Annotated in this window: 23 protein-coding genes; 2 read left to right on the forward strand and 21 right to left on the reverse strand. The window is 67.0% G+C overall.

The window, feature by feature from the left end; genetic code table 11:
* Positions 1 to 11: 11 nt before the first annotated feature.
* The 9 genes from J4O76_RS15685 to J4O76_RS15725 all read right to left on the reverse strand — a co-directional run bounded on the left by J4O76_RS15685 (position 12) and on the right by J4O76_RS15725 (position 12,188).
* Complete coding sequence (locus J4O76_RS15685) at positions 12 to 2,429, reverse strand: WD40/YVTN/BNR-like repeat-containing protein (protein WP_426282779.1); 2,418 nt, start codon at positions 2,427 to 2,429, stop codon at positions 12 to 14.
* 37 nt (positions 2,430 to 2,466) lie between these two features.
* Positions 2,467 to 3,222 carry a WecB/TagA/CpsF family glycosyltransferase gene (locus tag J4O76_RS15690; RefSeq protein ID WP_426282780.1) on the reverse strand — a complete coding sequence of 252 codons (756 nt, stop codon included), beginning with the start codon at positions 3,220 to 3,222 and terminating at the stop codon, positions 2,467 to 2,469.
* 181 nt (positions 3,223 to 3,403) lie between these two features.
* Positions 3,404 to 5,005 carry a hypothetical protein gene (locus J4O76_RS15695; protein ID WP_426282781.1) on the reverse strand — a complete coding sequence of 534 codons (1,602 nt, stop codon included), beginning with the start codon at positions 5,003 to 5,005 and terminating at the stop codon, positions 3,404 to 3,406.
* Positions 5,005 to 6,375 carry an O-antigen ligase family protein gene (locus J4O76_RS15700; RefSeq protein ID WP_426282782.1) on the reverse strand — a complete coding sequence of 457 codons (1,371 nt, stop codon included), beginning with the start codon at positions 6,373 to 6,375 and terminating at the stop codon, positions 5,005 to 5,007. Before J4O76_RS15700 ends, J4O76_RS15695 begins: the two co-directional genes overlap by 1 nt.
* Before the next feature lie 9 nt (positions 6,376 to 6,384).
* Positions 6,385 to 7,479, reverse strand: coding sequence for a glycosyltransferase (locus tag J4O76_RS15705; protein WP_426282783.1), 1,095 nt, complete (start codon positions 7,477 to 7,479; stop codon positions 6,385 to 6,387).
* Between the two features lie 29 nt (positions 7,480 to 7,508).
* On the reverse strand, positions 7,509 to 8,678 hold the full coding sequence (locus tag J4O76_RS15710; protein ID WP_426282784.1) for a glycosyltransferase: 1,170 nt from the start codon (positions 8,676 to 8,678) through the stop codon (positions 7,509 to 7,511).
* On the reverse strand, positions 8,675 to 10,012 hold the full coding sequence (locus J4O76_RS15715) for an oligosaccharide flippase family protein (RefSeq protein ID WP_426282785.1): 1,338 nt from the start codon (positions 10,010 to 10,012) through the stop codon (positions 8,675 to 8,677). The genes J4O76_RS15710 and J4O76_RS15715 overlap by 4 nt, the downstream gene beginning before the upstream one ends.
* Entirely contained in the window at positions 10,009 to 11,019 is a 1,011-nt protein-coding gene (locus J4O76_RS15720) for a glycosyltransferase (RefSeq protein ID WP_426282786.1), read from the reverse strand. Before J4O76_RS15720 ends, J4O76_RS15715 begins: the two co-directional genes overlap by 4 nt.
* Positions 11,016 to 12,188, reverse strand: coding sequence for a glycosyltransferase family 4 protein (locus tag J4O76_RS15725; RefSeq protein WP_426282787.1), 1,173 nt, complete (start codon positions 12,186 to 12,188; stop codon positions 11,016 to 11,018). The genes J4O76_RS15720 and J4O76_RS15725 overlap by 4 nt, the downstream gene beginning before the upstream one ends.
* Before the next feature lie 123 nt (positions 12,189 to 12,311).
* Here J4O76_RS15725 and J4O76_RS15730 point away from each other — a divergent pair, with 123 nt between their 5' ends.
* Positions 12,312 to 14,252, forward strand: a complete 1,941-nt coding sequence (locus J4O76_RS15730) for an acyltransferase family protein (RefSeq protein ID WP_426282788.1) — start codon at positions 12,312 to 12,314, stop codon at positions 14,250 to 14,252.
* Here the strand turns inward: J4O76_RS15730 and J4O76_RS15735 are convergent.
* Positions 14,236 to 15,717: an O-antigen ligase family protein gene (locus J4O76_RS15735; RefSeq protein WP_426282789.1), complete on the reverse strand. Its 1,482-nt coding sequence runs from the start codon at positions 15,715 to 15,717 to the stop codon at positions 14,236 to 14,238. The genes J4O76_RS15730 and J4O76_RS15735 overlap by 17 nt on opposite strands.
* Positions 15,718 to 16,053: 336 nt before the next feature.
* Here J4O76_RS15735 and J4O76_RS15740 point away from each other — a divergent pair, with 336 nt between their 5' ends.
* Positions 16,054 to 16,557 (forward strand): MucR family transcriptional regulator, encoded by a 504-nt coding sequence (locus J4O76_RS15740; protein ID WP_426282790.1) that lies wholly within the window; start codon positions 16,054 to 16,056, stop codon positions 16,555 to 16,557.
* Positions 16,558 to 16,642: 85 nt separating this feature from the next.
* Here J4O76_RS15740 and J4O76_RS15745 read toward each other — a convergent pair whose 3' ends face one another.
* From J4O76_RS15745 to J4O76_RS15795, 11 genes are all read right to left on the reverse strand, one after another.
* Positions 16,643 to 17,548: a flagellar motor protein MotB gene (locus J4O76_RS15745; protein ID WP_056061553.1), complete on the reverse strand. Its 906-nt coding sequence runs from the start codon at positions 17,546 to 17,548 to the stop codon at positions 16,643 to 16,645.
* Between the two features lie 4 nt (positions 17,549 to 17,552).
* Positions 17,553 to 18,416, reverse strand: a complete 864-nt coding sequence (motA, locus tag J4O76_RS15750) for a flagellar motor stator protein MotA (protein WP_056061555.1) — start codon at positions 18,414 to 18,416, stop codon at positions 17,553 to 17,555.
* Positions 18,417 to 18,527: 111 nt separating this feature from the next.
* Complete coding sequence (locus J4O76_RS15755; RefSeq protein ID WP_426282791.1) at positions 18,528 to 19,448, reverse strand: flagellin; 921 nt, start codon at positions 19,446 to 19,448, stop codon at positions 18,528 to 18,530.
* A 5-nt stretch (positions 19,449 to 19,453) separates the two neighbouring features.
* Positions 19,454 to 20,800: a flagellar hook-associated protein FlgK gene (gene flgK / locus J4O76_RS15760; protein ID WP_426282792.1), complete on the reverse strand. Its 1,347-nt coding sequence runs from the start codon at positions 20,798 to 20,800 to the stop codon at positions 19,454 to 19,456.
* Positions 20,797 to 21,126, reverse strand: a complete 330-nt coding sequence (locus J4O76_RS15765; RefSeq protein ID WP_426282793.1) for a rod-binding protein — start codon at positions 21,124 to 21,126, stop codon at positions 20,797 to 20,799. The genes flgK and J4O76_RS15765 overlap by 4 nt, the downstream gene beginning before the upstream one ends.
* A complete protein-coding gene (locus J4O76_RS15770; RefSeq protein WP_426282794.1) occupies positions 21,123 to 22,217 on the reverse strand; it encodes a flagellar basal body P-ring protein FlgI in 1,095 nt (364 codons plus the stop codon). The genes J4O76_RS15765 and J4O76_RS15770 overlap by 4 nt, the downstream gene beginning before the upstream one ends.
* A gap of 131 nt (positions 22,218 to 22,348) precedes the next feature.
* A complete protein-coding gene (locus J4O76_RS15775) occupies positions 22,349 to 23,038 on the reverse strand; it encodes a flagellar basal body L-ring protein FlgH (RefSeq protein ID WP_426282795.1) in 690 nt (229 codons plus the stop codon).
* Complete coding sequence (gene flgG / locus J4O76_RS15780) at positions 23,038 to 23,826, reverse strand: flagellar basal-body rod protein FlgG (protein WP_056061573.1); 789 nt, start codon at positions 23,824 to 23,826, stop codon at positions 23,038 to 23,040. The genes J4O76_RS15775 and flgG overlap by 1 nt, the downstream gene beginning before the upstream one ends.
* A gap of 13 nt (positions 23,827 to 23,839) precedes the next feature.
* Positions 23,840 to 24,592, reverse strand: coding sequence for a flagellar basal-body rod protein FlgF (gene flgF / locus J4O76_RS15785; protein ID WP_426282796.1), 753 nt, complete (start codon positions 24,590 to 24,592; stop codon positions 23,840 to 23,842).
* 24 nt (positions 24,593 to 24,616) lie between these two features.
* Positions 24,617 to 25,885, reverse strand: coding sequence for a flagellar hook protein FlgE (locus J4O76_RS15790; RefSeq protein WP_056061578.1), 1,269 nt, complete (start codon positions 25,883 to 25,885; stop codon positions 24,617 to 24,619).
* 28 nt (positions 25,886 to 25,913) lie between these two features.
* Positions 25,914 to 26,594 carry a flagellar hook assembly protein FlgD gene (locus J4O76_RS15795; RefSeq protein ID WP_426282797.1) on the reverse strand — a complete coding sequence of 227 codons (681 nt, stop codon included), beginning with the start codon at positions 26,592 to 26,594 and terminating at the stop codon, positions 25,914 to 25,916.
* Positions 26,595 to 26,596 lie beyond the last annotated feature (2 nt).

Below are 26,596 nucleotides of genomic sequence, written 5' to 3' on the forward strand. Positions count from 1 at the left end.
GGAACTATCCTTTAGCGAACCGACGAGCATTGCCGGTCCGCGAGCGGACGATAGGCGGCAGGTTTGCACGGAGCAGGCTCGCCCCATATCCAGCTCGAGCCGACATAACCGAGATACACCCGGCCGAAGACGTCGGGATCGGCGCCGACCACGCTGACCTGATCGAGCGTACCGACCGGGAAGTCGGTGAGTTGCTGCCAACTCGCGGCGTCGTCGACCGAGCGCCAGATGCCGTATTCGCCGGCCACGCGCCCCGACAGGAACAGCGTCGGATAGGTCTTGCCCTTGGCCGCCTTGCCGAACGCGATGTCGTCGACGCGGGTAACGCCGGTGACGGTTTGCCAGGTCTTGCCGCCGTCGACGCTGCGACGCAGGCCGGTATCGCTGGTGTGCTCGAAGGCGGAGGTGAAGAACAGGTTGCCGGGATGGCCAGGCACCGACCGGAGCTTTGCCGCGAGTTCGCTCGACGGCGCGAGTTCGCCGTCGAACACCTTGTCCCAGCCGACGCCGCCATCGGTCGTCCGCCACAGGCCCTGGAGACCGGCGTTCGCGCCACCGCCGCTATGATAGAGGTAGAAGGTGCCGGGGACGGCCTTGTCCGCGGTCAGCGTCTTGCGCTGCATCCACTGCGCCTGGAACGATCCGGGGGTGTCACCGCTCGCGCCGGGCAGGCGGACCGGTGTCCAGCTGCGGCCGCCATCCTTGGTGTAATAGGGCTGGCGGTTGAACGCGGGTGCCCAGATGATGTTCTGCGGATCGCCGGACGAGACCGCGATCGTCCCGAACGACATTCGCCAGGGATCGTCGTCCTTGGTGCCAGGCGGTGTCGGTAGCGTCGGGAACTTGGCCCATTTGCGGCCGCCGTCTGTGCTGGTGCCCGCCATCACCGCGTTGCCGTCCTCCGAACAGCAGCCCATCCGCGCATCGGACGCGTTGCTGACGACGAAGCCGGGCTTCGCCGGCGTCCAGTCGAGCTGCGGGACGGTCATCAAGGCACGCTCGCCGGGGCCGAACGTCGTCGAATAGGCGTTGAGATCGTCCTTCACGTGGATACCGAAATCCCAGCCGGCAAAGATCGGCGAGCCGCCGGATGGCTGGATCACGTCGTTGGCGACGAGTTCCTCGATCCCGCGAGTCTGGCTGACCCAGTCGAGCGCGCCCGTGCCGGGCGGTACGTCGGCGTAGAACACGCCCATGCCCGCCGCGACCCAGACCCGGTTCGGGACGACGGGATCGAACATCATGTCCGCGGTCGTGAAGAACGGTGCGTTGGCGACGCGGAGCCAGGGGGGATCGCCCGCCCCGGCCTTCGCGCTGTGCGATACGCTGTTCCAAGTCGCGCCGCCGTCGGCGCTGGCATAGCCCTGCCCGCCGCGATCGACGACGATCACCTGGTCGGCATGGGGATTGGCGACGACCGCGGCATATTCGCGCACGGTCAGGCCGAGGTCCGCGGTCAGATCGCGCCAGCGTCCGTCGCGGTACGACCAGATCGACTTGGTCAGATCATCGACGCCGAAGAACGTGCCGCGACGATCGAACGTACCGCGCTGGAGCGTCATTGGCTGCGACCCGACCGCCGGAAGGGGGCGGAACGTCGCACCCGCATCGCTCGACACGAACATGCCGGCACCCGACGCGAGCGCGAACAGCCGCCCGGTCGGCTTGCCGCCGGCGGGTCGTTCGAACCACAGCATCGTGCCGGGTGTCTGCGCGCCCGCATCGGGCTTGCGATCCTTGCTGACCGGGACCGAGCCAACATGGGCCCACTGTGCGCCGCCATCGGTCGAGCGCCACAGCCCGGTCGCGGGGGTGCCGAGCAGGACGATGTCCGGATTGGTCGGATCGACCGCCATGAACGGACCGTGCAGGCGGAACTCGCTGTTCGCGTCCCACACTATCGGGAAGGGATTGCCGGCATTGGGCTGGACCCAGTGCCTGCCGGTATCGTCCGAGCGATAGACCCGGCCCTGCAACGCCATGTAGATGCGTTGCGCGCGCGAAGGGGCGACGACGATCTCGTACGCGCCCGCGGCGGCGCCGTTCTGCGTGCGAATGCTGTCGGGCATCGATGCCGCGGTGACGAGCTGGCTCCAGCGGTTCGCCGACGCGTCCCAGATATACGCGCCATAGACGTCGGTGCGCGCGACGAAGGTCTCGCCCGACGCATCGCTCGACAGGCCGGAGATCATGCCGCCGCCGCCGATCGCGACGTGCTTCCACTGATAGGCTTCGGATGCGACCGGGCCACCCGCCTGCGACAAAGCGGGCGGCGCGGCGTGCGCCTGGTGATCGCTCCCGAACCAGAAGGCGGCGATCCCGGCGGCGAGCGCGAGCAGCATCACGACGCCCAGGATCCACGGCCAGCGACGGCGGCGGGGCTGGACGAAATCCTCGTAGCGGACGGTGCGGCGTACATGTGGTTCCATCGAACTCCCTGCCGATCCCGGCCCCGCGCGAGGGCTGTCAATCATGCGTTCTGGTTGCCAGATAGTAGATCGCGACCGGACTTGTCACGAGATAGCGCCAACCGAGCCGCACCGGTTCGCGCGCGGCACGGTAGAGCCACTCCAGCCCGGTCGCCTGCATCCATGCCGGCGCGCGCGATACGCCGCCTCCATAATGGTCGAACAGCCCGCCACAGGTCCGGATCCACGCGACCCCGCCGAGCAGATGGCGGTTGTCGACCGCGAACCGCTCCTGCGCGGGGCTGCCCATGCCGATCCACAACACGTCGGCGCCGGATGCGCGAACCTTCGCGCAGATGTCCGGGATCGCGCCCGCCGAGAAGAACCCGTGGCGTGTGCCGACGACCTTGAGGCCGGGGAAGCGGCTGCGGAGATGTTGCGCGGCGCGGGCCGCGACGCCCGGGCGCGAGCCGAGGAAGAAGAAGCGGATGTCATCGCGCGCGGCGATGGTCGCCGCGTCGAGCAGGAAATCGGTGGTGGCGATGCGCTCCTCGAGCGGTTCGCGGCACAAGAGCCGGCTGGCGAATACCAGCGGCATGCCGTCCGCATCGACGATATCCGCGCCGTCGATCAGCCGTCGATACTCCTCGTCGCGATTATAGGCGGCGATGACGCTGCCATTGGCCGAGGTGACGATGCGCGGTTCCGCCAGCGTCCCGGCCCGCGCGCGCGCTGTGTCGGCCAGCATCAACGCCGCGAGTTCGTCGCGCCGCAGCCGGGCGATCTTCATGCCGCCGATCATCGCGGTCCGCACGCGGCTTTCATCGACAACGGACGCATCGACGGCGTTCGGCGCAGTACTGTGATGATCGCGTTCGAACAGCGGCTCGTCTCCCCGTCCAGATCTTACAAGACCGCAAACGTCTGACCTGTATTGAGGATGCTATGCGCGAGCCCACCAAGGCATGGCAAGCCCGCGACGGTAATTGCGGATGTTACGGTGCAAGTCGATACACGTCATATACTTCATCGCCCGACGCAGTCCGCAGTGTCGCGAGCTTGGTCGTTGCCGCGCGGAACTTGGCGATGTCGTCCGGATCGAGGATCAGCGGCCCGAACGTGCCGCGATCGATGACCGTGCGCTGCCCGATATCGTCGAGCGACGCGGAGAGCAGGATAACGACCGGCCTGCGCGTAGCCGCGGTGAGGCGCTTTGCAGTCGCGAGCAGCCGACCCGGGCTCATCGGCGCGGTCTCGGCCAGCGTCATCGGCACGAGCGACGTGAACCGATCGCGCCGCACGGACCAGGTCGGATTCGCGCCGTAATAGGCGATGCTCTCGATCAGGAAGTCCGGATCTGCGATCACGGCCGACCGGGACAGGCCCTTGGTCGCGAGCAGGTCGACGAGCGCTTTCGCCTCGCCCTGCGGCTGCGCCTTCGCCGCCTGGACGACGGCGCGCGCGGTCGCGGGAAGCTGCGCGGCGAGCAGAGCGAGAAAGGCTATCCGGCCGATCCGCTCTGCGCGGCGGGTGAATACCGTGTCGTGCCAGCCGCCGAACCCCTTCGCCGTCAGCCAGTGCAACACGACGAAGAACACAATCAGCAACGCGTCGTGGCGATAGTGGCCCGGGTAGACGAACACGAACAGCAGTTGCAGCCCAGCCAGCGCCGCGATCGCCGCGACGAGGGCGGCGGGGCGGCGCGCAAAGGCGGCGACGCTGCCGGTAACGAGCACCGCCGCCAGGATCGTGACCGGCAGGCTCGCGTTGAAATTGCCGAAAATCCGCTGGAACTCGACGCCGGGTATGAGGTGGAGCAACGTCTGACCGAAACTCCGATGCACGGCGGCGGGTGCGTCCTCGACCGACGGATAGACCGACACGAACGCGAGCAACGCCCCAGCGGCGGCGACGATCATCGCGGTGAGCCATTGCCGCTTCGCCCGGCTCCAGCCCCATCCCTCCTGCACGATCAGGTCGCCTAGCCAGAAGATACCGAACGCGCCGGCCAGCACGACTGAATGGACGTTGGCATTGCACAGCAGGAACAGCAGGCCGCCCAGGATGAGCGTCGGATAACGGCCGCGCTCCCGAACCCGTGGATAAGTGCAGGCGACGAGCAACAGCAGCAGCATCGCGAGCCCGTAGTTCCGCGCCATCACCACATAGTCGAACGTCGCGAACCCGCCGAACAGCGTCAGGATCATCACCGGCAAGGACAGGCGGGCGACGAACACCAGGATCGCCGCGGCAACGATGCCGATCGCCAGCGCGAGGCCGGGCAGGACGAGTTTCGTCCCCAGCAGGTCGGTGCCGAACCGGAGCAGCACATGCCAGAGCAATGGATGCCCGTAACCGCGCGCCGCCGCCGGCATGTCGAGGATCGACGCCCCTTGCGTCGCGAGGCTGAGAGCGCGGACCTCGTCGCGCCACATCACATGATGCGCGACCAGGAACGCGACGAGCGCGAGCCAAATGATGAAGATCAGGAGGCGTAGCGGCCAATGGCGTGCCGGCGGTCGCGCGGCGCTATCCTCTGCGGGAAACAGCCCGTCCGCCAGTCCCCACAATCGCGCCGAACCGATCGCGCGGGCCATCAGCGGCGCGACAGCCGGGCCGGCCTCCGCAGCAACCGCGTCATCCGCCCACGCAGCGCATGATGCGCGCCAGGGCTAGCATCCGACTCGCGATAGGTGATCGCGATCGCGATCAACAGGAAGACTTCGACGAGCGACGCGGTGTTCAGCAACGTGGATTCGGCCAGATTATGCCCGGCGCAGAAGATGATGATCGCCACCAGCAGCGATCGCCGCGGCTTGCCGATCGACTGGCTGAGCAGCAGCCGCAGCAACGGCCAGACGATCATCACGACGATCGCCAACACCAGGCCGGGCAGGCCGATCGTGACGAGCAGGTCGAGAAAGCCGTTATGCCCATGCGCGGCATAGACCGCGACCCAACCACTGGTCAGCGTCCAGATCGGACTGTCCGGGCCGATCTGCCAGAACGAACTGAAACCGGCGCCGGTCCAGAGATGCTCGCGCGCATATTCGAACAACAGCGGCCAGATCGCGCCGCGGCCAGTCAAGGCACCGGGATCGTTGACGAAATCGCTCAACGCCGTGAGGTTTACGAACAGGATCTGCAACGCCAGCCCGACGACCATCGCCAGGCAAATCCCGACGGCGAAGCGGTGGCTGGCATCATAGGGCCGGATCGCAAAACCCATCGCCAGCGCAAGGACGAGCGACAATTCCGACGTGCTCGAATGCGTATAATACAGGAAGATCGTCGCCGCCGCGATCACCAGCGCGGAAACGATCCGCGGGAACTGCCGGTTGTCGAACGTAAAGAACAGCACGGTGAACGCGCACGCTGCCCCAGCGACGTTCTTGTGCGGGATGATTCCGCGCCAGTCACCGACCACCGACGATTCCTCGCCGAACACTTCCGAATGGATGCCGTACGGCGTCAAGAACACCATCAGGTAATTGATGATCAGCACCGCGATCAACACGTAGCGAATGAGCTTCAATGCGCGTTCGGTACCGAGATCGTTGATCTGCCGGAACGTCACCCAGACCACGAGCGCGGTCAGCGTAATCCGCCGGAACGAGATGAACGGCGCGATCGCCCAGGTCACCGAGAAGAAGCAATAGGCGAGCAACAGCGCAAGTCCGAGGGGAATGCAGAACAGTTGACGCTTGCTCGGCATGCCGCTGCCCGCGAGCAGCATCACGAAGATGACGACGTGCAGCACCTGGTTGGCCGCGTCGCCTTGGCCGATCGCCCCGGAAAACGCCCATTCCTGGAACGCCGACGTGCCGACCAGCACCAGCGCGAGGAACACCACGAAACACGCATTGGCGATGGCATAGCGCCGCCGCGTACGCAGGCGCGTCGCGCGTTGCTGGGGCGTGATCGGCCCCGCTGCGGGTCGTCGCGCTACGTTGATCGCCGTCGCCATGACCTGTTCCTATCGCGCCGGTGCCGCGGGAGCCAGTACCGCCTCGTACCGATCCAGCATTCGCGCGTTCGACGCCTCGGCGCCCAGCCGCGCGGCGAGATTCGCCCAGTGCGCCCGGCGTGCGGGATCGTCCTGCAATCCCCGAAGCGCAGCCGCCAGCGCGGCCGGGTCGTCGAGCGGCACGACGATCCCGCACCGCGTTCCGTCGCGGGCGGTGATGCCCTCGACCTGCACCGGCACGTCCGACACGACCAGCGGCAGGCCTAGCCGCGCCGCCTCGATCAACGCGAGGCTGTGTCCTTCGTAGCGGCTAACCTGGACGAAGACGTCGGCGGACGCAGCCTTGGCGAGCGCGGCGTCGCGCGGGATCAGGCCGGCGAACGTCACGCGGTCGCCGAGGTTCAGGTCCGCGACGAGCGTGCGCAACACCGCCTCGTCCTCGCCGCCGCCGACGATCTCCAGATCCGCGCCCGGCACTTCAGCCATCGCGCGGATCAGCATCGGATAGTTCTTCTGGTGTGACAGCCGCCCCAGCGCGACGACGCGCAACCGGTCGCCCGCCGCCTTTGCCCGAGGCAAGGCGTCGAGGACGCGTTCGACCCGCTCCGACAACGCGTTGTGGATCGTGAGCGTCCGCGCGCGATAGGTCGCGGGCTTGTGCGCCAGCGTCGCGCCGACCGCGTCCGACACGCTGATGATCCCGGCGACGCACGGTAGGCTGCCGGTCCAGCCGTCGATCCGGTCGAGCAGGCGGTTATGCGTATCGGTCGGCGAGTGATGCGACAGGAACACCCGGGTGCGCACGCGCGCGATCGTCACCGCGAGCGGGAGCAGCACGTTCGCGGCAGGCATCGCCGACACGACCGCGGCAGGTCGCTCGCGGCGCAGATAGCGGACCAGCGCCGCGAACGTGCGGATCGCGGCGAGGACCGATCGCGGGCGGGCGTCGACGACATGGTGCCAGACCGCCATGTCGACGCCTTCGCCCTCCGCATCGGCCGGCGGATAGAGGACGAAGCGCTTCACCGGATGGCCGCGTGCGATCAGTCCCTCGGCGATGTCGTCCCAGAGTTCGCGCAAGCCGCCGGCCGTCGAATGCGTCATCGTAAAATGGATAGCGCCGGTTCGAGCCGTCATGCCGGCCCGTTCAGTGCCGCGACGGTGTGCGCCGACAGCCAGGCGCGATCCTCGGCATCGTCACGCACCCAGCGATCGATCATCTCGCCCCATTTGACCGGGTTCTGCATCCGGTGCCACGCCGCCGCCGACCCTTGCGACACCCGCGCATACAGCGCCGGATTGGTCATCAGCCGCGCGATCGCATCCGCCAGCGCGCGTGGCTTGCCGGCGGCGAACACCAGCGCGCTCTCGCCGTCCTCCAGATGACCGCGGAACATCGGATGGTCCGACGCGATCACCGGCGTGCGCGAGGCGAGCCCTTCGAACAGCGTCAGCGGCAGGCCTTCGGGGAAATTGTGGCGGCTGGGGACGACTACGGCGTCGGCGTCTTGCATCATCGCCGGGATCGCACCGTTTGGGACGAGCCCGAGGAACCGGACACGGTCCGCAACGCCGAGGCGTGTCGCGAGCGCCGCGAATTTCTCCGTTGCGCCGAGGCCCGCTACGTCGAGCCGGACGTCGAGCCGGTCCTTCAGCAACGCCACCGCGCGGACCAGGTCGCCGACGCCCTTCTTGGCGCTGATCGAGCCGACGAACAGCAGCGTGAAGGGCGGTCCCGACGCATGTACTTTGCTGGCCTGAGTCTCGGGCGTGCGATCGTGCGGGAAGTCCCACGCCAGCACCTTGTCCGCACGCAAACCGATCCCGACCAGCGCCCTCGCGGCGTTGGCACCGTGATTGGCGACCAGCGTCACGCGGGGATCGTTGAGCAGCTTCGGCAGCCGCCGGAACCTGACCCAGCGATAATAGAGATTGGCGAACGAATCCGCCATGATCACGCCCAGCCGGACGTCGTGCTCGATCCCCCAGCGGATCAAATGCAGCATCGGCCCGAACACGATCAGGTGGCTTGGCGCGAACCGTTCGATCAACGCCAGCACCGGTGCGGGATCCTGGTCCGGGTTGGTATCCGCGCCGATCACCGTCACGCCGCTGTCGAGCGTCTCCCAATAGGAGGGCGCGAGCGAGCACAGGAACCCGACCGCCTCGTACTGCGCCTGCCACGCGGCGAGCTGGTCGAGGACATAGCCGTGGCCGTAATAGGTCTCGCCACCGGTGGCGCGGCGCAGGCGATCGGCCTCCCGGTAGTCGCCGGCATAATGGACGATCAGCAGCCGGGTCATCCGATCCTCCCAAGGCCCGCCAGCGGCGTGCCGAGCCCGAGTTGCCAACGTGCCGCCAGCATCACCGCGAATACCGCGCAGGCCACCCCGATCGCGAGCGCGTCCTGCCGCCAGAAGCTCATCCGCACGCGGTGCAGGCCGACCGCGATATAGCCATATTGCAGCAGCTCGGTGACCGCGACCGCGACGACCGCGCCGGGAAAGCCCGCCAACCGGTGGCCGGTCGGCAGCAATATGGCGAGCGTCGCAAGCCGCATCATGTTCGCGACGCTCGCATAAAAGGGCCGCCCCGCGCTGAGCAGCAACGCCTCGTTGAGGTTGGACAATACCGCGAATACCGCACCGCCGAGCAGCACCGACAGCATCCAGCTTGCCGCCTGGTAGCGCGGGTCGTAGATTACCAGGATCAGGCCGTCCGCTACCGATGCCGCCAGTGCCAGTGCCGCGCAGACGCCGAGCGTGAACACCGCGCGCGAGCCGGCGATCGCCGCCATCTGCCCCGCCCGGTCGCCTTCGGAGACGCTGGCGAGTGCGGGGAAGATGATCTGATAGCTCATCCGCCGCGCGAGCGTGGTCGGCAGCTCGGCGATCGCGCGCGCGATGCCGTAGATGCCGAGCAGCGCGAGCGGCGCGACCCGGCCGAGATACAGCCGGTCGAGATTGGTCGCGGCGTACATCACCAGCGAGGTGATCGCGATCCACTTGCCGAAATGGACGATCCGCCGGACGATTTCGCGGTCGAACCGGAGGCGCTGGCCGGGATCGGGCAGCAGGTAGCTCAGCGCCGAGCGGATCGCGACCGCGAGGACGAGGCCGATGACCGGCGCCCAGACCGAGCGTAGCCATGCCGCCAGCGCGACCTGCACCGCGAACGCCAGCGCCTCGCACGACAGTTCGAACAGGTTGCGGCGGCGGACCTCCATCTGCTTGACCAGCACGAAGATCGCGGTCGAGTGCGCGCCACCGATCATCGGCGACAGCGCCGCGACCAGGAAGATGCGGACGTCGATGCCGTAAGCGTGCGCGAGGAACGGCGCGGCGATCAGGAAGACCAGGCTCAACAGCACGCCGCGCAGCAGTTGCAGCGTCCAGGCGGTGTCGCGGAACTGGCGGCCGAGCCCGTCGCGGTGGTGGATGATGTTCTGCTCGATCCCGACATCGGTCAGCAATTCGACGCCGAGCCGGATCGCGTTGACGACCACCATCACGCCCAGGATTTCCGGCGCGAGCAGATAGGCAAGGACGATGTTGAGCCCGAACTTCAGCCCGGCGGACACGACGAAGGTGCCCGCGGTCCAGACGAACTTGCCGAGATAGCCGGACGCGGTGCTCATCGCTCCGGCGCGGACAGGTCGCGCGCGGCAACGGGCGCACCGGCGGGGCGGCGGGCTCGTACGAGGCCCTGAAGCATGCCGATCGCGATCACGTTCCACGTCACCAGCGAGTAGATCCCGACTCGCAGGCTCCGGCGGCGCATCGTCAGGAACGCCAAGGGCAGCAGCACGACCGCAAGCAGGGCGATCCCCTGCCCCATCGCCAGCGCGACGAGCATCGCCAGCCACCAGCCATAGACGATCACGCTGTAGCGCAATTGGGCGAACCCGCGCAGGACCTGCGCCCAGTGTGGGCGCCCCCAGGCGGCGCGGATCACTTCGCCCGGCCCGCCGGCATAGCCGGTGCGCAACCGTCGCCACATCAGCTGGTAGCCGCCGGTCGCGTGCCCGTGATGCTCGACCGCGGGCACGTCGATCCGCGCCAGTCGCCAGCCGTCAGCGCGCAACCGGGCGCCGAGCTCGTATTCCTCGAACGCGTGGAGGTTGCGGTCCGCGAAATGCCCGACGCGCTGCACGGCGGCGACGCGGTACAGACCGCCGCAATCGAGCCGGTCGACATCGCCCGCCACCGCGCTTCCCTTCACGCGATCGTTGCGCGCGCGCAGTTCGAACTCGATGCTGTCGGTGTTGACCTCGCGCACCCGGCCACCGACCGCGGCGTGGCGGGGTTTTGCATCGAGGAAGGCGATGCCCGCTTCGAGGAAGCCGGGGTCGAGGACCATGTCGCCGTCGAGCAGGTAGAAATAGTCGACGCCGGGGGTCTCGGACGCAGCCTGGAACGCGAGTTGTGCCCCCGTGCCGCAGGACCGCTCGGCAGGATCGGCGAGCTGCGCGATCCGCGTGCCGGGATGTGCCTGCGCCAGTTCTATCGTCGCGTCGGACGATCCGCTGTCCGCGAGCACAACCAGACCGCCGCCGACACGGTCGAGTGCGGCGCGCGCGCTGCCGATCGCGGCGTCGATATGCGCCGCCTCGTTCAGCGCCTTGATCCCGATTGCGACCGTCACTCTGCCCCCGTATCCCCACGCGAGCGATAGCGTGCCAGATACGCGGACGCCATCGCCTCTGGACTGAAGCTGCGGGCGAGGTCTGCGCCGTAACGTGCCGCGGTCTCGCGTGCGGCCGCGGGATCGTCGATCACCGCCGCCAGTTGCGCGCCGATCCCCGCGACGTCGTCGACTGGGGCCTTGAACGGATAGTCGGCCGGGATCGCCTCATCGAGGCCTGGAGCGTCGGTCGTCACCAGCGCGATGCCTGCCATCAATACCTCGAGTGGGAGCAGCGCGAACCCTTCGAACCGCGACGGCAACAGGACCGCGTCATACTCTTGCAGGCGTTCGGACAGGCGCTCGATCGGCACAGTCATCCGAACGTCCCAGCCCTCCAGGCCCTCCGCTAATCCTTGCGCCACCGCGTCTCGCATTGCGCCGGAGCCGGCGATCGTCACCACGACGTCGCGGCGCATCGTTCGCGCGTGGGCCTCGCGGAGGATGGCAGGCAGCAGGTCGGCGCCCTTCTGGTGGACGAGCCGTCCCGCGAACAACAGGCGTACCGAGCCCTCTTCCCGCACGATCGGAAAAGCCGCCGGTGGCGACACGCCGTTGTAGATGACGTCGGCGAGCGGTCGGCGCCCGCGCGTGACGATCGCCGCGTCAGCGTTGGCGGCGTTACGCGACACCGCCACCGCATCGCCCTTGGCGAGACGCTGCGTCACCCATCGGCCGATGCCGCCCCAGGCGATCCACAACTCGCTATTGTGGACGGTGCGCAGCAACGGCGTGCGGCGGACACGCCGCGAGATCAGCCCCGCCACCGCCAGCGTCAGCTCCGGTATCTCGGTATGGACATGGATCAGGTCGGGCCGCTGTTCGGCGACCGCACGCGCGAGCGAGCGCGCCGCAAAGACCACGCCACCCGACTTGAAGCCGCGCGCCGTGCCGAACCGGAACGGCACGCCCCAGCGCGCCAGCCGCTCGACCATGTCCTGCCCGACCTTGCTCAACGGCGACTGGCGCAGCACCGCGAACAGCGAGAACTCGACCCGGTCGCGCAGGGCATCGATCAACCCCAGCGCGACGTTCTCGGCACCGCCCATGTCGAGATGCGTGATGACGTGCATCACCCGAAGGCGCGGCGCACCCGCCGCTTGCGAAGGCTCGTCGTTCGTACCCGTCACCAGATGATCCGCCCCCCGCCGCCGTCTGCGCGTAGCAACGCCCGGCAGGCACGTCCATGCCGGCCCTAGCAGCATGCCGCCACCCGCTATAGACCGACGGCGCAAGTGGGGGCGTCGGTACAGGTGAGCGAGAGCATAGCGACAGGATCGGCTGCGACCGCAGGCACGCGAACGCCCGCGCCGCAGGACGGACGCGCGCTCCGCTATCGGCCGGATATCGACGGACTGCGCGCGCTCGCGATCCTGCCCATCCTGCTCCTGCACTGCGGCGTGACGAAGTTGCGGGGCGGGTTCGTCGGGGTCGACATCTTCTTCGTGATTTCCGGGTTCCTGATCACCGCGATCATGGTGCGCGACATCGCCGAGGAGCGCTTCTCGATCGCGCGCTTCTATCGCCACCGGATCGTCCGCATCCTGCCTGCGCTGCTCGTGATGATGACCGTCACGCTGGCGCTCGGCTGCGTGCTCCTGCTGCCCAACCAGTTGCGCGATCTCGGACGCAGCGCGGCGGCGACCAGCGTGTTCGGGTCGAATTTCTATTTCTACCTGACGTCGGACTATTTCGCGGCGGCGTCCGACGCCAAGCCGCTCGTCCATACCTGGTCGCTCGCGGTGGAGGAGCAATTCTACCTGCTCTACCCGCTGCTTCTGTGGTCGCTCCGGGGGCTCTCCCGGCAGCGTCTCGCGCAGGTCATCGCCAGCCTCGCACTCGCCTCGTTCGCGATCGGAGGATGGCTGGCGACGACCTACCCTTCCGCTGCGTTCTTCCTGCTGCCCGCGCGAATCTGGGAATTGTCGCTTGGCGCGCTGGTCGCGCTTGGCGCCGTACCGACGATCGCGAACCGATCGATCCGAGCGACCCTGTGCATCCTCGCCATCGCAGTGATCGCCGCGAGTTGCATCGCGATCAGCAGCGGCTGGCCGTTTCCCGTGCCCTTCGCGCTGCCCCCCGCGGTCGCGGCCGCGGTGCTGCTGGCGTATGGCGGCGAGGGTCCGACGGCACGACTGCTCGGGGCATGGCCGCTGCGGGCGATCGGATTGATCTCCTATTCGGCGTATCTCTGGCATCGCCCGATCATCGCCTTCTACTCGATCCGGCATGGCTCGACGCTCGCGCCGGTCGAGACTTTCGGACTGCTCTGCGCATCGCTTGGCGCAGCTTGGCTGAGCTTTGCGCTGATAGAGCGCCCGGCGAGCAGGCGTTGGCGTAGTGGATCGGGGCTCGTCCCGCATGTCGTCGCGGTCGTGCTGCTTGCGGCGCTGGCGATCGCCGGGCTGACGATCGCCGCCAGGGCCGACGACATTCGGCCACTCTCGCCGCGTCAGGCGCTGGCCGCCAGCTATCTCGGCTGGGACTCGACGGAGGCGGGCAAACGGCAATTCAGCACCGATCGCTGCTTCGTCCTGCCGACCGGCCGCGGCTTCTCGCCCGATTGCCTGCGATTATCGGCGACCAAGCCCAACATCGCGCTGTTCGGCGACAGCCACGGTGCGCATTTCTCGCAGGCGCTGCACACGCTGCTGCCGAGCGCGAACATGGTGCAGGTGACCGCGGCGGGCTGTCGGCCGCTACTGCACGGGAAGGGCCTGCCGACCTGTCGCACGACCATGGATGCCGCGTTCGGCACACTGAATTTCAAGCGGATCGACACGGTCGTGCTGTCCGCACGGTGGCTAGACTTCGAACAGCCAGCGTTGCTCGATACGATCCGCTGGCTGCGGACGCGAGGAACGCGGGTCCTGGTGATCGGGCCCTCGGTCGAATACGACGCGGACCTGCCTGCGTTGATCGTGCGATCGGACGCGGACGGCGACCCGACGCTCGCGGACGGGTTTCGACTGATGGACCGTATCGCGCTCGATCGCGCGATGGCCGGGCCGGTCCGCGCAGCGGGCGCCGATTACGCCTCTGCCATCGACACGGAGTGCACCGGCACGACCTGCCGCCTGACCACCGCTGACGGCACGCCGCTACACTTCGATCATTCGCACTTCACGCCGGCCGGCGCACAGGCTGCGCTGGCGACGATCCTCGCACGTCACCCGGTCATTCGCCCGCGGTAAGCACCGGGCGATGCTTGCGCTTGCGGCGACGCAGTTCGCGCATGACGTCGTCGCCAGCCTGCTTCACCGGCGCCGTCCGCTTGTCGTCCATCGTGCAATAATGCGCGAGCGCGACCGCGAAGAAGAAGATCGTGCTGACGATGCCGTCGCGCTCGAACAGGCCGCTCTCGGTGATGTTGTGGCCGATGCAGAACATCAGCATCGCCGAGATCATTGCGCCCCGCCCCTTCGCGACGTCCGCGCTCGCGAGCAGCCTCCCCAACGGCCACACCGCCATCGCGAAGACCATCAGCAGTACGCCTGGAATACCGACCGTCACGAGCTGGTCGATATACCCCGAATGGCCGACGGTGATCTTGGTGACATAGCCATGGCCGTATTCGAACACCGGGCTGCTGCCCTCGATGTTCCAGAACGACCCGAAGCCTGCGCCGAGCAGGGGATGATCGCCGGCATAGTTCAGCAGCGCCCCCCAGATCTGGCCGCGGCCGGTAAATGCCTTTGGCTGGAGGAAGTTGGACTGGACCATGTCGGCATAGGCGCTGGTCAGGAACCAGAAAACCGACCCGACGATCATCAGGATCGGGATGATGTAGCGACGCAGGCGGATGCTGACCGTCTCGAAGACGATGCCGCCGACCGAGGCGAGCACCACCATGCCGCCCGACGTCTTCGACTGCGACCGGAACAGGAAATATCCCGCCACCAGGATCGCGAAGATGCGGATCGTCGGTCGGATCCGCTTCGCATCGAACAGGAACATGATGATGCACAACGCACACACCGCGCCGGCGAAGTTCTTGTGGCCGAGAAAGCCGCGCCAGTTGCCGATCAGCGCCATCGCCTGCTCTTCGCCCGCAAGATGAATGCCTACCATCGGATCCAGCACGACCACGAGATACGAGATCAGGATCGCGGCGAGCAGCGAATAGCGAAGCAGGTCGACGTTCAGTTGATAGCCGCCGTGCCGGACGAGACTGAACACCATCCACGCGACCAGCGTCGTCAGGAATACACGGCGGAATGCGGTGCCCGGGTCGAGCGCCCAGGATACGCTGATCCAGCACCATGCGAGTGCCAGCAGCATCGGCCAGGTGAACGCGACCAGCGACTTCGGACTCGCCGAGGGGCGGATCGCGAAGATCGTGCCGGCCAGGATCGCGAGATAGCCGATCTGTCGTATGGCGCTCCCGTCGCCGCCATTGCCGCCCTCGACATTGGTCATGATCGGACCGAGCATCACCAGGGAAATCAGCGCGATGATCGCGATCCGCAGCGGCATCAGGCGATCGCCGACGCTTCTCAGCATCGGCGCGTCGTCGTCCGCATTGCCCTTGCCGAGCTTGGCGAGCCAGTCGCTGCCCGAATAGGCGTCCGCCTTCGACAGCGCCTTCGCGGTCCCGCCCATGCCGGAGGATCGGTTCGCGCGTTCGGATCGGTTCGCGCCGTCGGGACCTGAAAGCATGCGGAAACTCTCTCGATAGGATGCATCGCAGCTACGACACGTGCCGAACAGGTTGCGCGATAGCTATCGACGCGGCCGACGATACGCACGCGACCGTCACCCGAGTTCTATCCGCCGCGACGACAGGCGTCCAGCCGTCAGCGCCCGATGATATCTTCACTGTGCTTGCTTTGTTCATGCTCGGAAACTTGAATTGCGAGCAGCCAAAATGAACCGATCTTCAACCGTTCGCGCTTCCAATGTCGATTTTTACAATTTAATGTGCTGAAAACGTATCTGGATGGTTGAACCCAATGTCGCACGCCGTTACGGCGTCCGCAGACAATGGAGTATACTATGGCCGAAGATACCACCGACCTGTATGCCGTCGAGCTGGCAACAGAATTGACGATCGCATGGCTCGGCAACCCGAATACCCGGAGTTCGGCTGATGACGTTCCCGCGTTTCTCGGCAAGATGCATGAGACCGTCGCGACGTTGCTCGGCACCACGATCGAAGCTGCTCCGGTCGAAGCTGCCGCGGAACACACGCCTGCCGTAACGGCACGCAAATCGCTCGCGTCGAAGGATCACATCATCTCGATGATCGACGGCAAGTCGTACAAGACCTTGCGCCGTCACCTCGCGACGCACGGCATGACGCCGGCCGAGTACCGCGAACGCTACGGCCTGAAGCCCGATTACCCGATGGTCGCCGAGAACTACTCGGAGAGCCGTCGTGCGATGGCGAAGAAGATCGGCCTCGGACGCAAGCCCGGCCCGCGCAAGACCGAATCGGCGCCTGCCCAGCAGACGACGACACGCAAGCGCAAGACGGACACTGCCGCCGCCGCCGAATAAGCGACGCAGCCAGTGACGACAAAAAGGACCGGCGCCTCGCGGCACCGGTCCTTTTTTGTTGCGCCTACCGTGGGAACGCGGCGCGTTACTTGGCGAAGATCCCTCGCCTGTAGAGCAACGTGATCGCAACGCGGCGATTGCGCGGGTCGGCAGGGTCTTTCACGATCAGCGGTTCGCGGTCGGCGACGCCTTCGATCCGCTCGAACCGTTGCTCGGGCGTACCACCCGACAACAGCCGCCGCCGCGTTGCCTCGGCGCGGCCTGACGAGAGCATCCAGTTGTTCATCGCGCGCGGGTCGCCATACGGCACGCTGTCGGTATGGCCGCGGATCATGATCGGGTTCTGCATGCCCTGCACCGAGCCTGCGATCATGCCGATCAACGCCGACGCTTCCGGATCGAGCGCGGTCGTGCCGAGCGCGAACATCGAATAGTCCGCGTCGTCGACCAGATCGATCCGCATGCCGTCTTGGGTCGGCACGAAGCGGACATGGTTTTGCAGGCGCGACAGTTTCGCATTGCCCGACATCTCGCCGAGCACGCGCCGACGCAGCGCCTGGAAGTTTTTCTGGTCTTCCTTGGTCAGCGCATCGCGGCTTTTCAGCGAACCCTTGGGCCCCGTCCCCGCCGATGGCCCACCGAGCCCCGCATCGGGGATCGCAAGCTGCGCCATGCTGGTCTGTCCTGGCTTCGGCCCGATGCGATTCTTGTCGAGGATCGATTCGCCACCGAAGAGCCCTCCGCCGCCGATCCCTAGCGACCGCGTGTTGAGAATGGTCGGCGCGAAGTAATCGGCGATGCCCTTGCGCTGTTTCTCGGTGGTCGCACCGACGATCCACAGCAACAGGAAGAACGCCATCATCGCGGTCACGAAATCGGCATAGGCGACTTTCCACGCGCCGCCGTGATGGCCGCCATGCCCCTCGATATAGATCTTCTTGACGATGACCTTGGGCGGCTGGTTCGTCCCATGAGGCGCACGCGCGGCCACCGGATTACTTGCCCCTCAGCCCGTCGAAGACTTCGGCGAAGCCCGGCTGGTTCTTGTGCGCGATGCCCGAGCGTGCGGCCTCGATGACCAGCGGCTGCGGATGGCCGTGCAGCGAGGCGATGATGATCTGCTTCACGACGTCGTAGATCGACGCGTCGGCATCGAGCACCTGCTTCAACCGATTCGCGAGCGGCGCGACGATACCGTAGGCGAGCAGCACGCCCATGAACGTGCCGACCAGCGCCGAGCCGATCATCGCGCCGAGGATCGACGGTGGCTTGTCGATCGAGCCCATCGTCTTCACCACGCCGAGCACCGCCGCGACGATGCCGAGCGCCGGCAGCGCATCGGCGAGGCTGGCGAGCGTGCCGTGCGCGGCCTCCTCCTCGTGATGATGCGTCTTGATCGAGTGGTCCATCACCTCCTCGACCGCGTGCACGTCGAGCGTCCCCGACGACACCACCACCAGGCGCAGCGTATCGGCGATCAGGTTGACGAGCGCCTTGTCCTTCAGAAGCTTCGGGTATTCCGCGAACACGGCGGAGGACTGCGGATCCTCGACATGCGGCTCGAGCGCGATCGGCCCATCCATCCGCAGCATCTTCATCAGCTTGCTGACGAGGAAGATGACATCGAGATAATCCTGCTTCTTGTACTTCGGACCCTTGAAGACCTTCCCCAGGCCAGCGCCGAGGCCCTTCAGCTCCTTGCCCGAATTGCCGATGATCAGCGCGCCGGCCGCGGCACCGCCGATGATCAGCATCTCGTGCGGGATCGCCTCCATGACGGGGCCGAGCGCGCCGCCGGTGAACGCGAATCCGCCAAACACCATGACGAGCAGGACGACGATGCCGATGACCGGAAACATGGTGTTCGAAATTCCCCCAGGGCCGACAGCGGCACTTGCGTCGCCACAGAATTAACCGCCTTTGGTAGCCAACCGGTTACCAAGACGACGTCGCGCGCGATTAAATTCGGATCAGCGCAGATAATCGAACAGCGACAGCGCCGAGAGCTTCGAGAAGCTCGCCTGCGTCGCCGACAGGATCGTCATCGTCTTCTGCAACTCGACCACCGTCGTGGTGATGTCGGTATCTTCCAGCCCCGACCGGGTCGCCTCGCGGTCCGCCGCGACATCGGTCAGCCGCGATGCCTCCATATCGACGCGCGCGGCACGCGCGCCGAGCGAGGCCTGCACCGTCGACACCTGGTCCGACGCGGCGCCGATGTCGGCGAGCGACGTATCGAGCGAACTCGCCTTGAAATCGTCTGATTGCAGCGCGGTCGCGATCGCCGAGAGCATGGCGAGCGTATTGGTGCCGCCCTCGATGCTGCCATCGGGCTTGGCCTTGCCGCCAACGGTGAAGATGCGCGCGGCGGTTTCGTTTGCCTGGACGGTCTGGCCGTCGCCGATCGGGATGCCCGATACCGGCTTCGAGGCGAGCGCGTAGCTGCCGCCCGCAGCGACTGCAGGCGCACCGTCGGCGCCGCCAAAAAGCGCCTGCCCGCGGGCGTCTTTGGCGTTGGCGAGGTTGGTCAACGTCGCGACGAGGCCGGCGATCTGCTCGCCGATCGCCTTGCGGTTCGCCGCGTTCAGCGTGCCGGTCTTCGCCTGCGTCACCAGCTCGGTCGCGCTCTGGAGCTGGTCGGTGATCGCGGAGAGGCTGGTGTCGCCCTGCTTCAACACCGATTCGGCGGTGCCGAGATTGGCGGCATAGGCCTTGTCGTCGACGGCATCGCGCTTGATCCCGGCAAGCCGCTGATACGCGGCGCTGTCCGACGACGGCGCCGACAGCTTGGTCCCGGTCGAGATCTGGTTCTGCAACGACTCCGCCTTAGCGCCGAGCGAAGTCATCGACGCCGAAGCGCGGTCGTAGAAGAGGCGGGTCGCGATCTGCATGGGCGTTACCGTAGATCGAAGATGGTCTGGAGCGTGTCGCGCGCGGTCTGGATCACGCGGCTCGACGCCTGATAGGCCTGCTGGAAGCGGAGCAGGTCGACCGCTTCGCTATCGAGATCGACGCCCGACGCGGATGCGAGCGCGCTGACCGCACCGTCGCGGATCGCGGTCTGCGCATCGGCGACCACCTTGCGCTGTTCGAGCGCGGCGGCGTTGCCGGCGATCAGCGTCGTTGTGCGCGTTTCGAAGCCACCGCTGGAGCGGGCTACCTGCAACACGGAGAGATTGGACGCATCGCGCTTGCCGCCGGTGGCGCTCGCCGCAGCGATCCCGCGTCCGTCGGCGAGTGAAACCGAGAGGTCGGTCGGCGTGCCACCGGTGGCGAACATCGGAGCCCCCGCATTGCCGTCGAGGTCGCGACCCTGCGCCTGCACCGCGTTGATCTTGCTCGTGAAGTCGGTGGCGATCGCATTGAGCGACCCACGCGCCGCGGCGATCCGCTGTGCGCCTTCCGCGAACCCGGCAAGCGCGCCGCCGGTTGGCGACAGCGCAGACGTGACGTTGCCGCGCGTCACCGCGAACTGGACCGCGCCCTCGTCGTTGCGCGCATAGGACGCTTGCGCGCTCTCGCCGCCCGCGACGAAGACCGAGCCCGCCGCGCCACCGAGCCGGACTGTCGTACGCCCGAGATCGTCGAACGACGTGGTGATGTCGGTGATCGTGCTCATCTGCTCGAGCATCTGGTCGCGCTGGTCGGCGAGTTGCGCCGCTGTCGACGAGCCCGGCGCGGTGCGCGCGATGCCGTCGTTGATCTTGGCAAGCGCAGTGCCGAGCGCATTGAGCGACTGCACCGCCTGCGATGCGGTCGAATCGAGATCGGCCGCCGCTGTATCGAGCGCCGCGCCGGTCGCGCTGAACGCCGCCGCCGCCGTGCCGGCCGATTCGAGCATCACCGCACGCGCCGGCTCCGAGGTCGGATCGGCGGCGAGCTTCTGCGCGGACGTGAAGAAGCTGGTGAGCCGGTCGCCGAGCTGGTTGTTGCCCAGCGCCGTCTCGATCCGGTTCATCCAGGTGACGCCGGCCTCGGTCTTGGCGAGATCGGTGCCGGCCGAGCGGACCGCCTGCGACCGGTATGCATCGGCGCTGCGGCCGATCCCCGTGACCGTGACGCCGTTGCTGCTGACCGACTTTTGCGCGTTCAGCCCGCCATTGACCGACGACACTTCGGAAAGCGTGGTCGTCCGCCGGGTATAGCCCGCATTGCCGGTGTTCGCGATGTTCTCCGACACCGTGGACAGCGCGGTCTGGTACGCGCGCACGCCCGAGGCGCCGATCGAGAGGAGATCGCTCATGGCGGCGAGTCTGCCGCGCCCTGGTTAAGATCGGATTGAGACTTGGCGAGAAAATCGGTCATCGCCTTGCCGATGCCGAGCGGCGTGTGCTCGGCCATCGACTTCGCGATCAGCCCGTCCTGCATGTCGGTGAAGGTGTCGATCGCCTTCGAATCGAACAGCGGATCGGCGAGTTTCGCCTGGCGCATGCTCTTCAGCATCATGCCGGTAAAGACCGCCTCGAACTTCTCCCCCGCCTTGTCGAGATTGTCCTTCGACTTGAGGCGGCTCGTGTCGGTCGAGATCCCGGTCGTGGGCGCGGCTGCGGGTGCGTTGAGCGGGCTCACAGGACGATCAACTCGGCCTTGAGCGCGCCGGCTTCCTTCAGCGCCTCGAGGATCGCGACCAGATCGGCCGGCGAAGCGCCGATCGCGTTGACCGCCTTGACGATGTCGGCGAGCTTGGGGCCGGGGTTCAGCAGGAACATCGGGCGACGCTCCTCCTCGACCGCGACGCGGCTGTTCGGCGTGATCGCGGTCTGGCCCTGGCTGAACGGCGCGGGCTGGCTGACCTGCGGCTTCTCGTCGATCCGCACCGTCATCTTGCCGTGCGTGATCGCCGCAGGCCCCACGCGGACCGCCGAATTGATGACGACGGTGCCGGTGCGCGCGTTGACGATCACCTTGGCGGATGGTTCGGCAGAGACGACGTCGAGATTCTCGATCGTCGACATCAGCGTCGCGCGGATGTCGGCACCGATCGGTGCACGCACCGCGACGGAGACCGCGTCGATCGCCTGCGCGCTGCCGAAGCCAAGCTTCGAGTTGATCGCACCGGCGACGTTCTGCGCGGTGGTGAAATCGGCGCGCGCGAGATTAAAGGTGAGAGTCGGCGCGCTGTCGAACCCAGTGGCGACCGCGCGTTCGACGGTCGCACCCTCGGGAATGCGCCCGGTCGAGGGCACGTTGACGACGATCTTCGACCCATCCGCGCCCTCTGCACCCAGCCCGCCGACCGCCAGGTTGCCCTGTGCCATCGCGTAGATCTGGTTATCCGCACCGAGCAGCGGCGTCATGATCAGGCTGCCGCCGCGGAGCGACTTGGCCTTGCCCATCGAGGCGACGGTGATGTCGAGGCGCTGGCCGGGCTTGGCGAACGGCGGCAGTTCGGCGGTGATCATCACCACCGCCGCGTTTTTCATGCCGGGGTTCGCGGACGGCGGCAGTTGCAGGCCGAAGCGCGATGCGACGGCCTTCAACGACTGCACGGTGTATTCGAGATTGTCGTCGCCGGTGCCGGGCAGGCCGACGACGATGCCGTAGCCGGTCAGCTGGTTCGAACGGATACCCTGGAACCCGCCGAGGTCCTTGATCCGGTCGGCCGAGGCCGGCGCGGCGATCAGGCAACCGGCGAGGATAGCTAAGAGAAAGCGGATCATGGGAAACCTCAAGCCGGAACGCGTGCCCTCACCCTTCGCCGCCTTCGGCGTCTCTCCCTCTCCCCTGAGGGGAGAGGGAAGGGGCCCGGCCGGCGCTTGCCGGGTGGGAAGGGTTAGGGCACGCCGGACCATCAGAACGGGCTGACGACGGAGAAGAAGCGGCTGAGCCACCCCTGGCGGCCGGCGCGGGCGACGTCGCCCTTGCCGGTGTACGAGATCTGCGCGTCGGCGACCCGCGTCGACAGCACGCGGTTGTTCGCGTCGACGTCGGCGGTGCGGACCAGGCCCTTGATCTTGAGGAACTCGTCGCCGCGGTTGAGCGTGACGCGCTTCTGGCCCTGCACCAGCATCGTCCCGTTGGGATAGACTTGCGCCACCGTGACGCTGACTTCACCCGACAGCGAGTTGGTCTGGTCGGCCGCGCCTGTGCCGTTGAAACTACGCCCGCCGCTGAGCGTCGCGTCGCTCTTGTTGAACAGGTTGAGGAAGCCGGTGGTCGGCGGCGTGATGCTGCCCGAGCCATTGCTGTCGAGTTTCGACCCCGACGACTTCGACGCGGCGGTGCGCTCGACCAGCACGATCGTCAGCGGATCGCCGACTTTACGCGCGCGCCAGCCTTCGTACAGCGCGGCATAGCCGTCCTGCGCCTGGAAGATCGAGCCCGTCGCGACGACCGGCACCGGCTGGACCGGCAAGGGCCGCGCGACCGAGAAATCCTCGGGCGGCGCCTTCTTGCCGAACAGGCTGGCATCCACTGGGGACGCGCCGAGCCCGGCGATGAGAAGCGTGCCGACGAGCGCGGCGATAGGGGCGTTACGCATCACAGGTTCTGGTTGACGTATTTGAGCATGTCGTCGGTCGCCGAGATCATCTTCGAATTGACCTCGTACGCGCGCTGCGTCTCGATCATGTCGACCAGTTCCTCGACGACGTTGACGTTCGACGCCTCGAGCATGCCCTGCTTGATGCCGCCGCGCCCGTCCTGGCCGGCGACGCCGACGTTCGCCGCGCCGCTGGCCGCAGTCTCGACGAGGTAATTGTCGCCGGTCGCCTGGAGCCCTGCCCCGTTCGGGAAGCTGGCGACCTGGATCTGGCCGATCTGCGACGCCTCGGTCTGGCCGGGGACCATCGCCGACACGGTGCCGTCGCGGCCGATCGTGATCCCCGTCGTCCCCTCGGGCACGGTGATGCCGGGCTGCACCTGATAGCCTTCGCTGGTGACCAGCAGGCCTTCGGCGGAGCGCGAGAAATTGCCGGCGCGGGTGTAGCCGAGCGTGCCGCCGGGCATCTGCACCTGGAAATAGCCGTCGCCGTCGAGCGCGAGGTCGAGGCTGTTGCCGGTCGTCTGCATCGCGCCCTGCGTGTCGATCCGCGCGGTGCCCTGGATACGGACGCCGGTGCCGAGGTTGAGCCCGGTCGCGTATTTGGTCTCGGCGGTGCTCTGCGTGCCGGGCGTCGTGACGGTCTGGTAGGCGAGCGTCTCGAACGCCGCACGGTCCTTCTTGAAGCCCGTGGTGTTCACGTTGGCGAGATTGTTCGAGATGACGCGCATGCGCATGTCCTGGGCGTCGAGCCCGGTGCGCGCGATATGCATGGCTGCGGATGACATTCGTCTGTTCCTTCTAGCTCGGCAGGCGCATCAGCGATGCACCGCTCTCGTCGATTTCCTTGGCGGATTTCATCATGTTGGCCTGGACTTCGTAGCTGCGCTGGTTCTCGATCATGTCGACCAGCGCCTGCGTCATGTTGACGTTCGATCCCTCGATCGCGCCGCCCTGAACCTTGGCGTCCATGTCCTCGGGCAGCGCCCCGCCGCCGCGCACGCGCAGAAGGTTGTCGAGGCCCTTGACCGTGTCCGACCCCTTGGTGTCGGCGAGCTTGAGCTTGTCGATCACCTGCGTATCCTTCGCATCGCCACCCTGCGGCACGATCGAGATCGTCCCGTCGGCCGAGATCGTCAGCGACTGGTAGGGCGGCAGGGTGATCGGCCCCCCCGAACCGATCACCGGATGCCCGTCGCCGGTCTGCAGCACGCCCGATGGCGCGACCTCCAGGTCACCGCGGCGGGTGTACGCCTCCGATCCGTCCGACGCCTGCACCGCCAGCCACGCATTGGTGCCGGTGATCGCGACGTCGAGCGGACGCCCGGTCAACTGGATCGCGCCGGGCGATCGATCGGCGTCGGTCACCTCTTCCGAGGTCGGCGCGCGCGCCTCGATCGTCGAGCCGTCGCCCTTCAGGTTGAGCCGGTCGAACACCACGCGATCGGCGCGGAAGCCGGTGGTCGACGCGTTCGCCATGTTGTTGGCGATCGCCGCCTGCGCCGCCATGTGCGCGCGCAGGCCTGTCGCCGCGGTGTAGACCAGCTTGTCCATTCAGAATCCCCTGCTCGCTCTTGCTTAGCTGCGGATGTTGAAGATGGTTTCGGAGATCTGGTTGGCGGTATCCAAGGCCTTCGAGTTCGCCTGGAAGTTGCGCTGTGCCGCGATCAGGTTGACCAGCTCCTCGGTGATGTCGACGTTCGATCCCTCGATCGTCCCCGACATCAGCTTGCCGAAGCCGTTGGTGTCGGCCGAACCGAGCTTCGCCGAGCCGGAAATGCCCGTCGACTGCCAATAGCTGCTGCCGAGCTGTCGCAGGCCTTCGGGGTTCGAGAAGTTCGCCAGCATCACTTGCCCCAGCACTTGCGTGTCGCCGTTCGAGAAGCTCGCATTGACGAGGCCCTTCTCGTCGACCGTCACACCCTGGATCTGGCCGACCGCCTTGCCGTCCTGCGTCCGCGAGGCGACGTTGAACGCGCTCGACAGCTGCGTCGTGCCGCTGCCGAAGGTGAAGGCGATCGCCTGCGGATCGGTCGAGTTCGCGGTGGTGAACTGGTCGAACTTGATCGCGGCGGTCGGCGCGGTCATCTTGCCGGTCGGGTCGAACGTCATCGCCGTCCCGGCGGTGCCGTTCGTCGTCAGCTCCTTGTCGCCGACGAAGCTGTGGACTTCCCAGGTGCTGTTCGCGTTGGTGGTCGTCGGCGCCGAGGTGCGCTTGAAATAGTTAGTCAGCGTCATCGCGTTGCCACTGGCATCGTACACCGTGGTCTGCGCGGACTGGTTGTAGCTCGACGGATCGAACCGGTCGAACGTTGCCGTCGTCGGCAGCGCCGAATTGGCGTTGAGGTTGAGGGTCATCGTAACCGCCGAAGTCGGCACCGGCGTCCCGCTCGTCTCCGGCAGGCGCAGGCTGACCGCGGAATCGGAGCCGGTCGCGACCACCGCGCCCGAGCCGTCGACCGGGAACACCTGCAGATGCGAGCCCTGCGAGTCGACGACATAGCGGTTCGAGTCGACCAGGAAGCCGCCGTTGCGCGTATAGTTGATCGAGGCGGATTCGATGCTCGGCTTGACCGCGAAGAAGCCGTCGCCCGACACCGCGAGATCGAGGCTGTTCGAGGTCTGGATCAGGCTGCCTTGCGCGAACTGCTGGCGATTGGCCTGGACGATCGCGCCCGAGCCGATCTGCTGCGACGGCGCGACCGACACGCTCGACGCGATCACGTCGGCGAATTCGGTGCGACTCTTCTTGAAGCCGTTGGTCGCGACGTTCGCGAGATTGTGCGAGATCGTCGACATCTCGGCTTGCGAGGCCTGAAGACCCGAGAGCGAAGTATAGAAGGACATGGCGATTTAGCTCCTGGAAACTCTGGGTTCAGCCGATCTGGCGGACGGCGCTGGCGGGGATCTCGCCGAGGCCGGGAAGCGTGAGGATGGCGGCGCCGGTGGTGGTCGACACCGACTGGACGGGGGACCAGACCAGGCCGGTCGCGCCGACCGTGGTGCCGGCGTTCTGCGCGGCGACCTGAACCGTGAACGGGCCGTTGCCGGCGTCCGCACCGGCGGCGTCCCTGCCGTCCCAGTCATAGCCGATCGTGCCCTTGGCCTGCTTGCCGAGCGACATGGTCTTCAAGACCGCACCGTTCGCATCACTGATCGTGACGTTGACGTCGGTCGCGGCGCCGGCGAGCTCGACCGAACCGGCGATGCCGCCGGCTGCGCGACCATAGGCGGTGCTGCCCGGGGTCAGGACGGTCTTGCCGACATAGCCGAGCGCCTCGCCAGTGCTGGTGACGCCCAGCTTGTCGGCGATCGCCTTCATCGTCGTGTTCATCTCGGAGATGCCCGAGGTGGTCGAGATCTGCGCCATCTGCGCGACCATCTGGGTGTTGTCGACCGGATTGAACGGGTCCTGGTTCTGCATCTGCGCGGTCATCAGCTTCAGGAAGTCGGACTGGCCGAGCGACGTCGACGACTTGGTCGTTGTGGTCGCCGCGGCGGTCGAAGTGCGCGTGATGCCGAGGTTGGACAGCGTGGTATCGAACGATGTTGCCATGA

Source organism: Sphingomonas sp. NFX23 (genome assembly GCF_049887795.1).
GTDB lineage: Bacteria > Pseudomonadota > Alphaproteobacteria > Sphingomonadales > Sphingomonadaceae > Sphingomonas.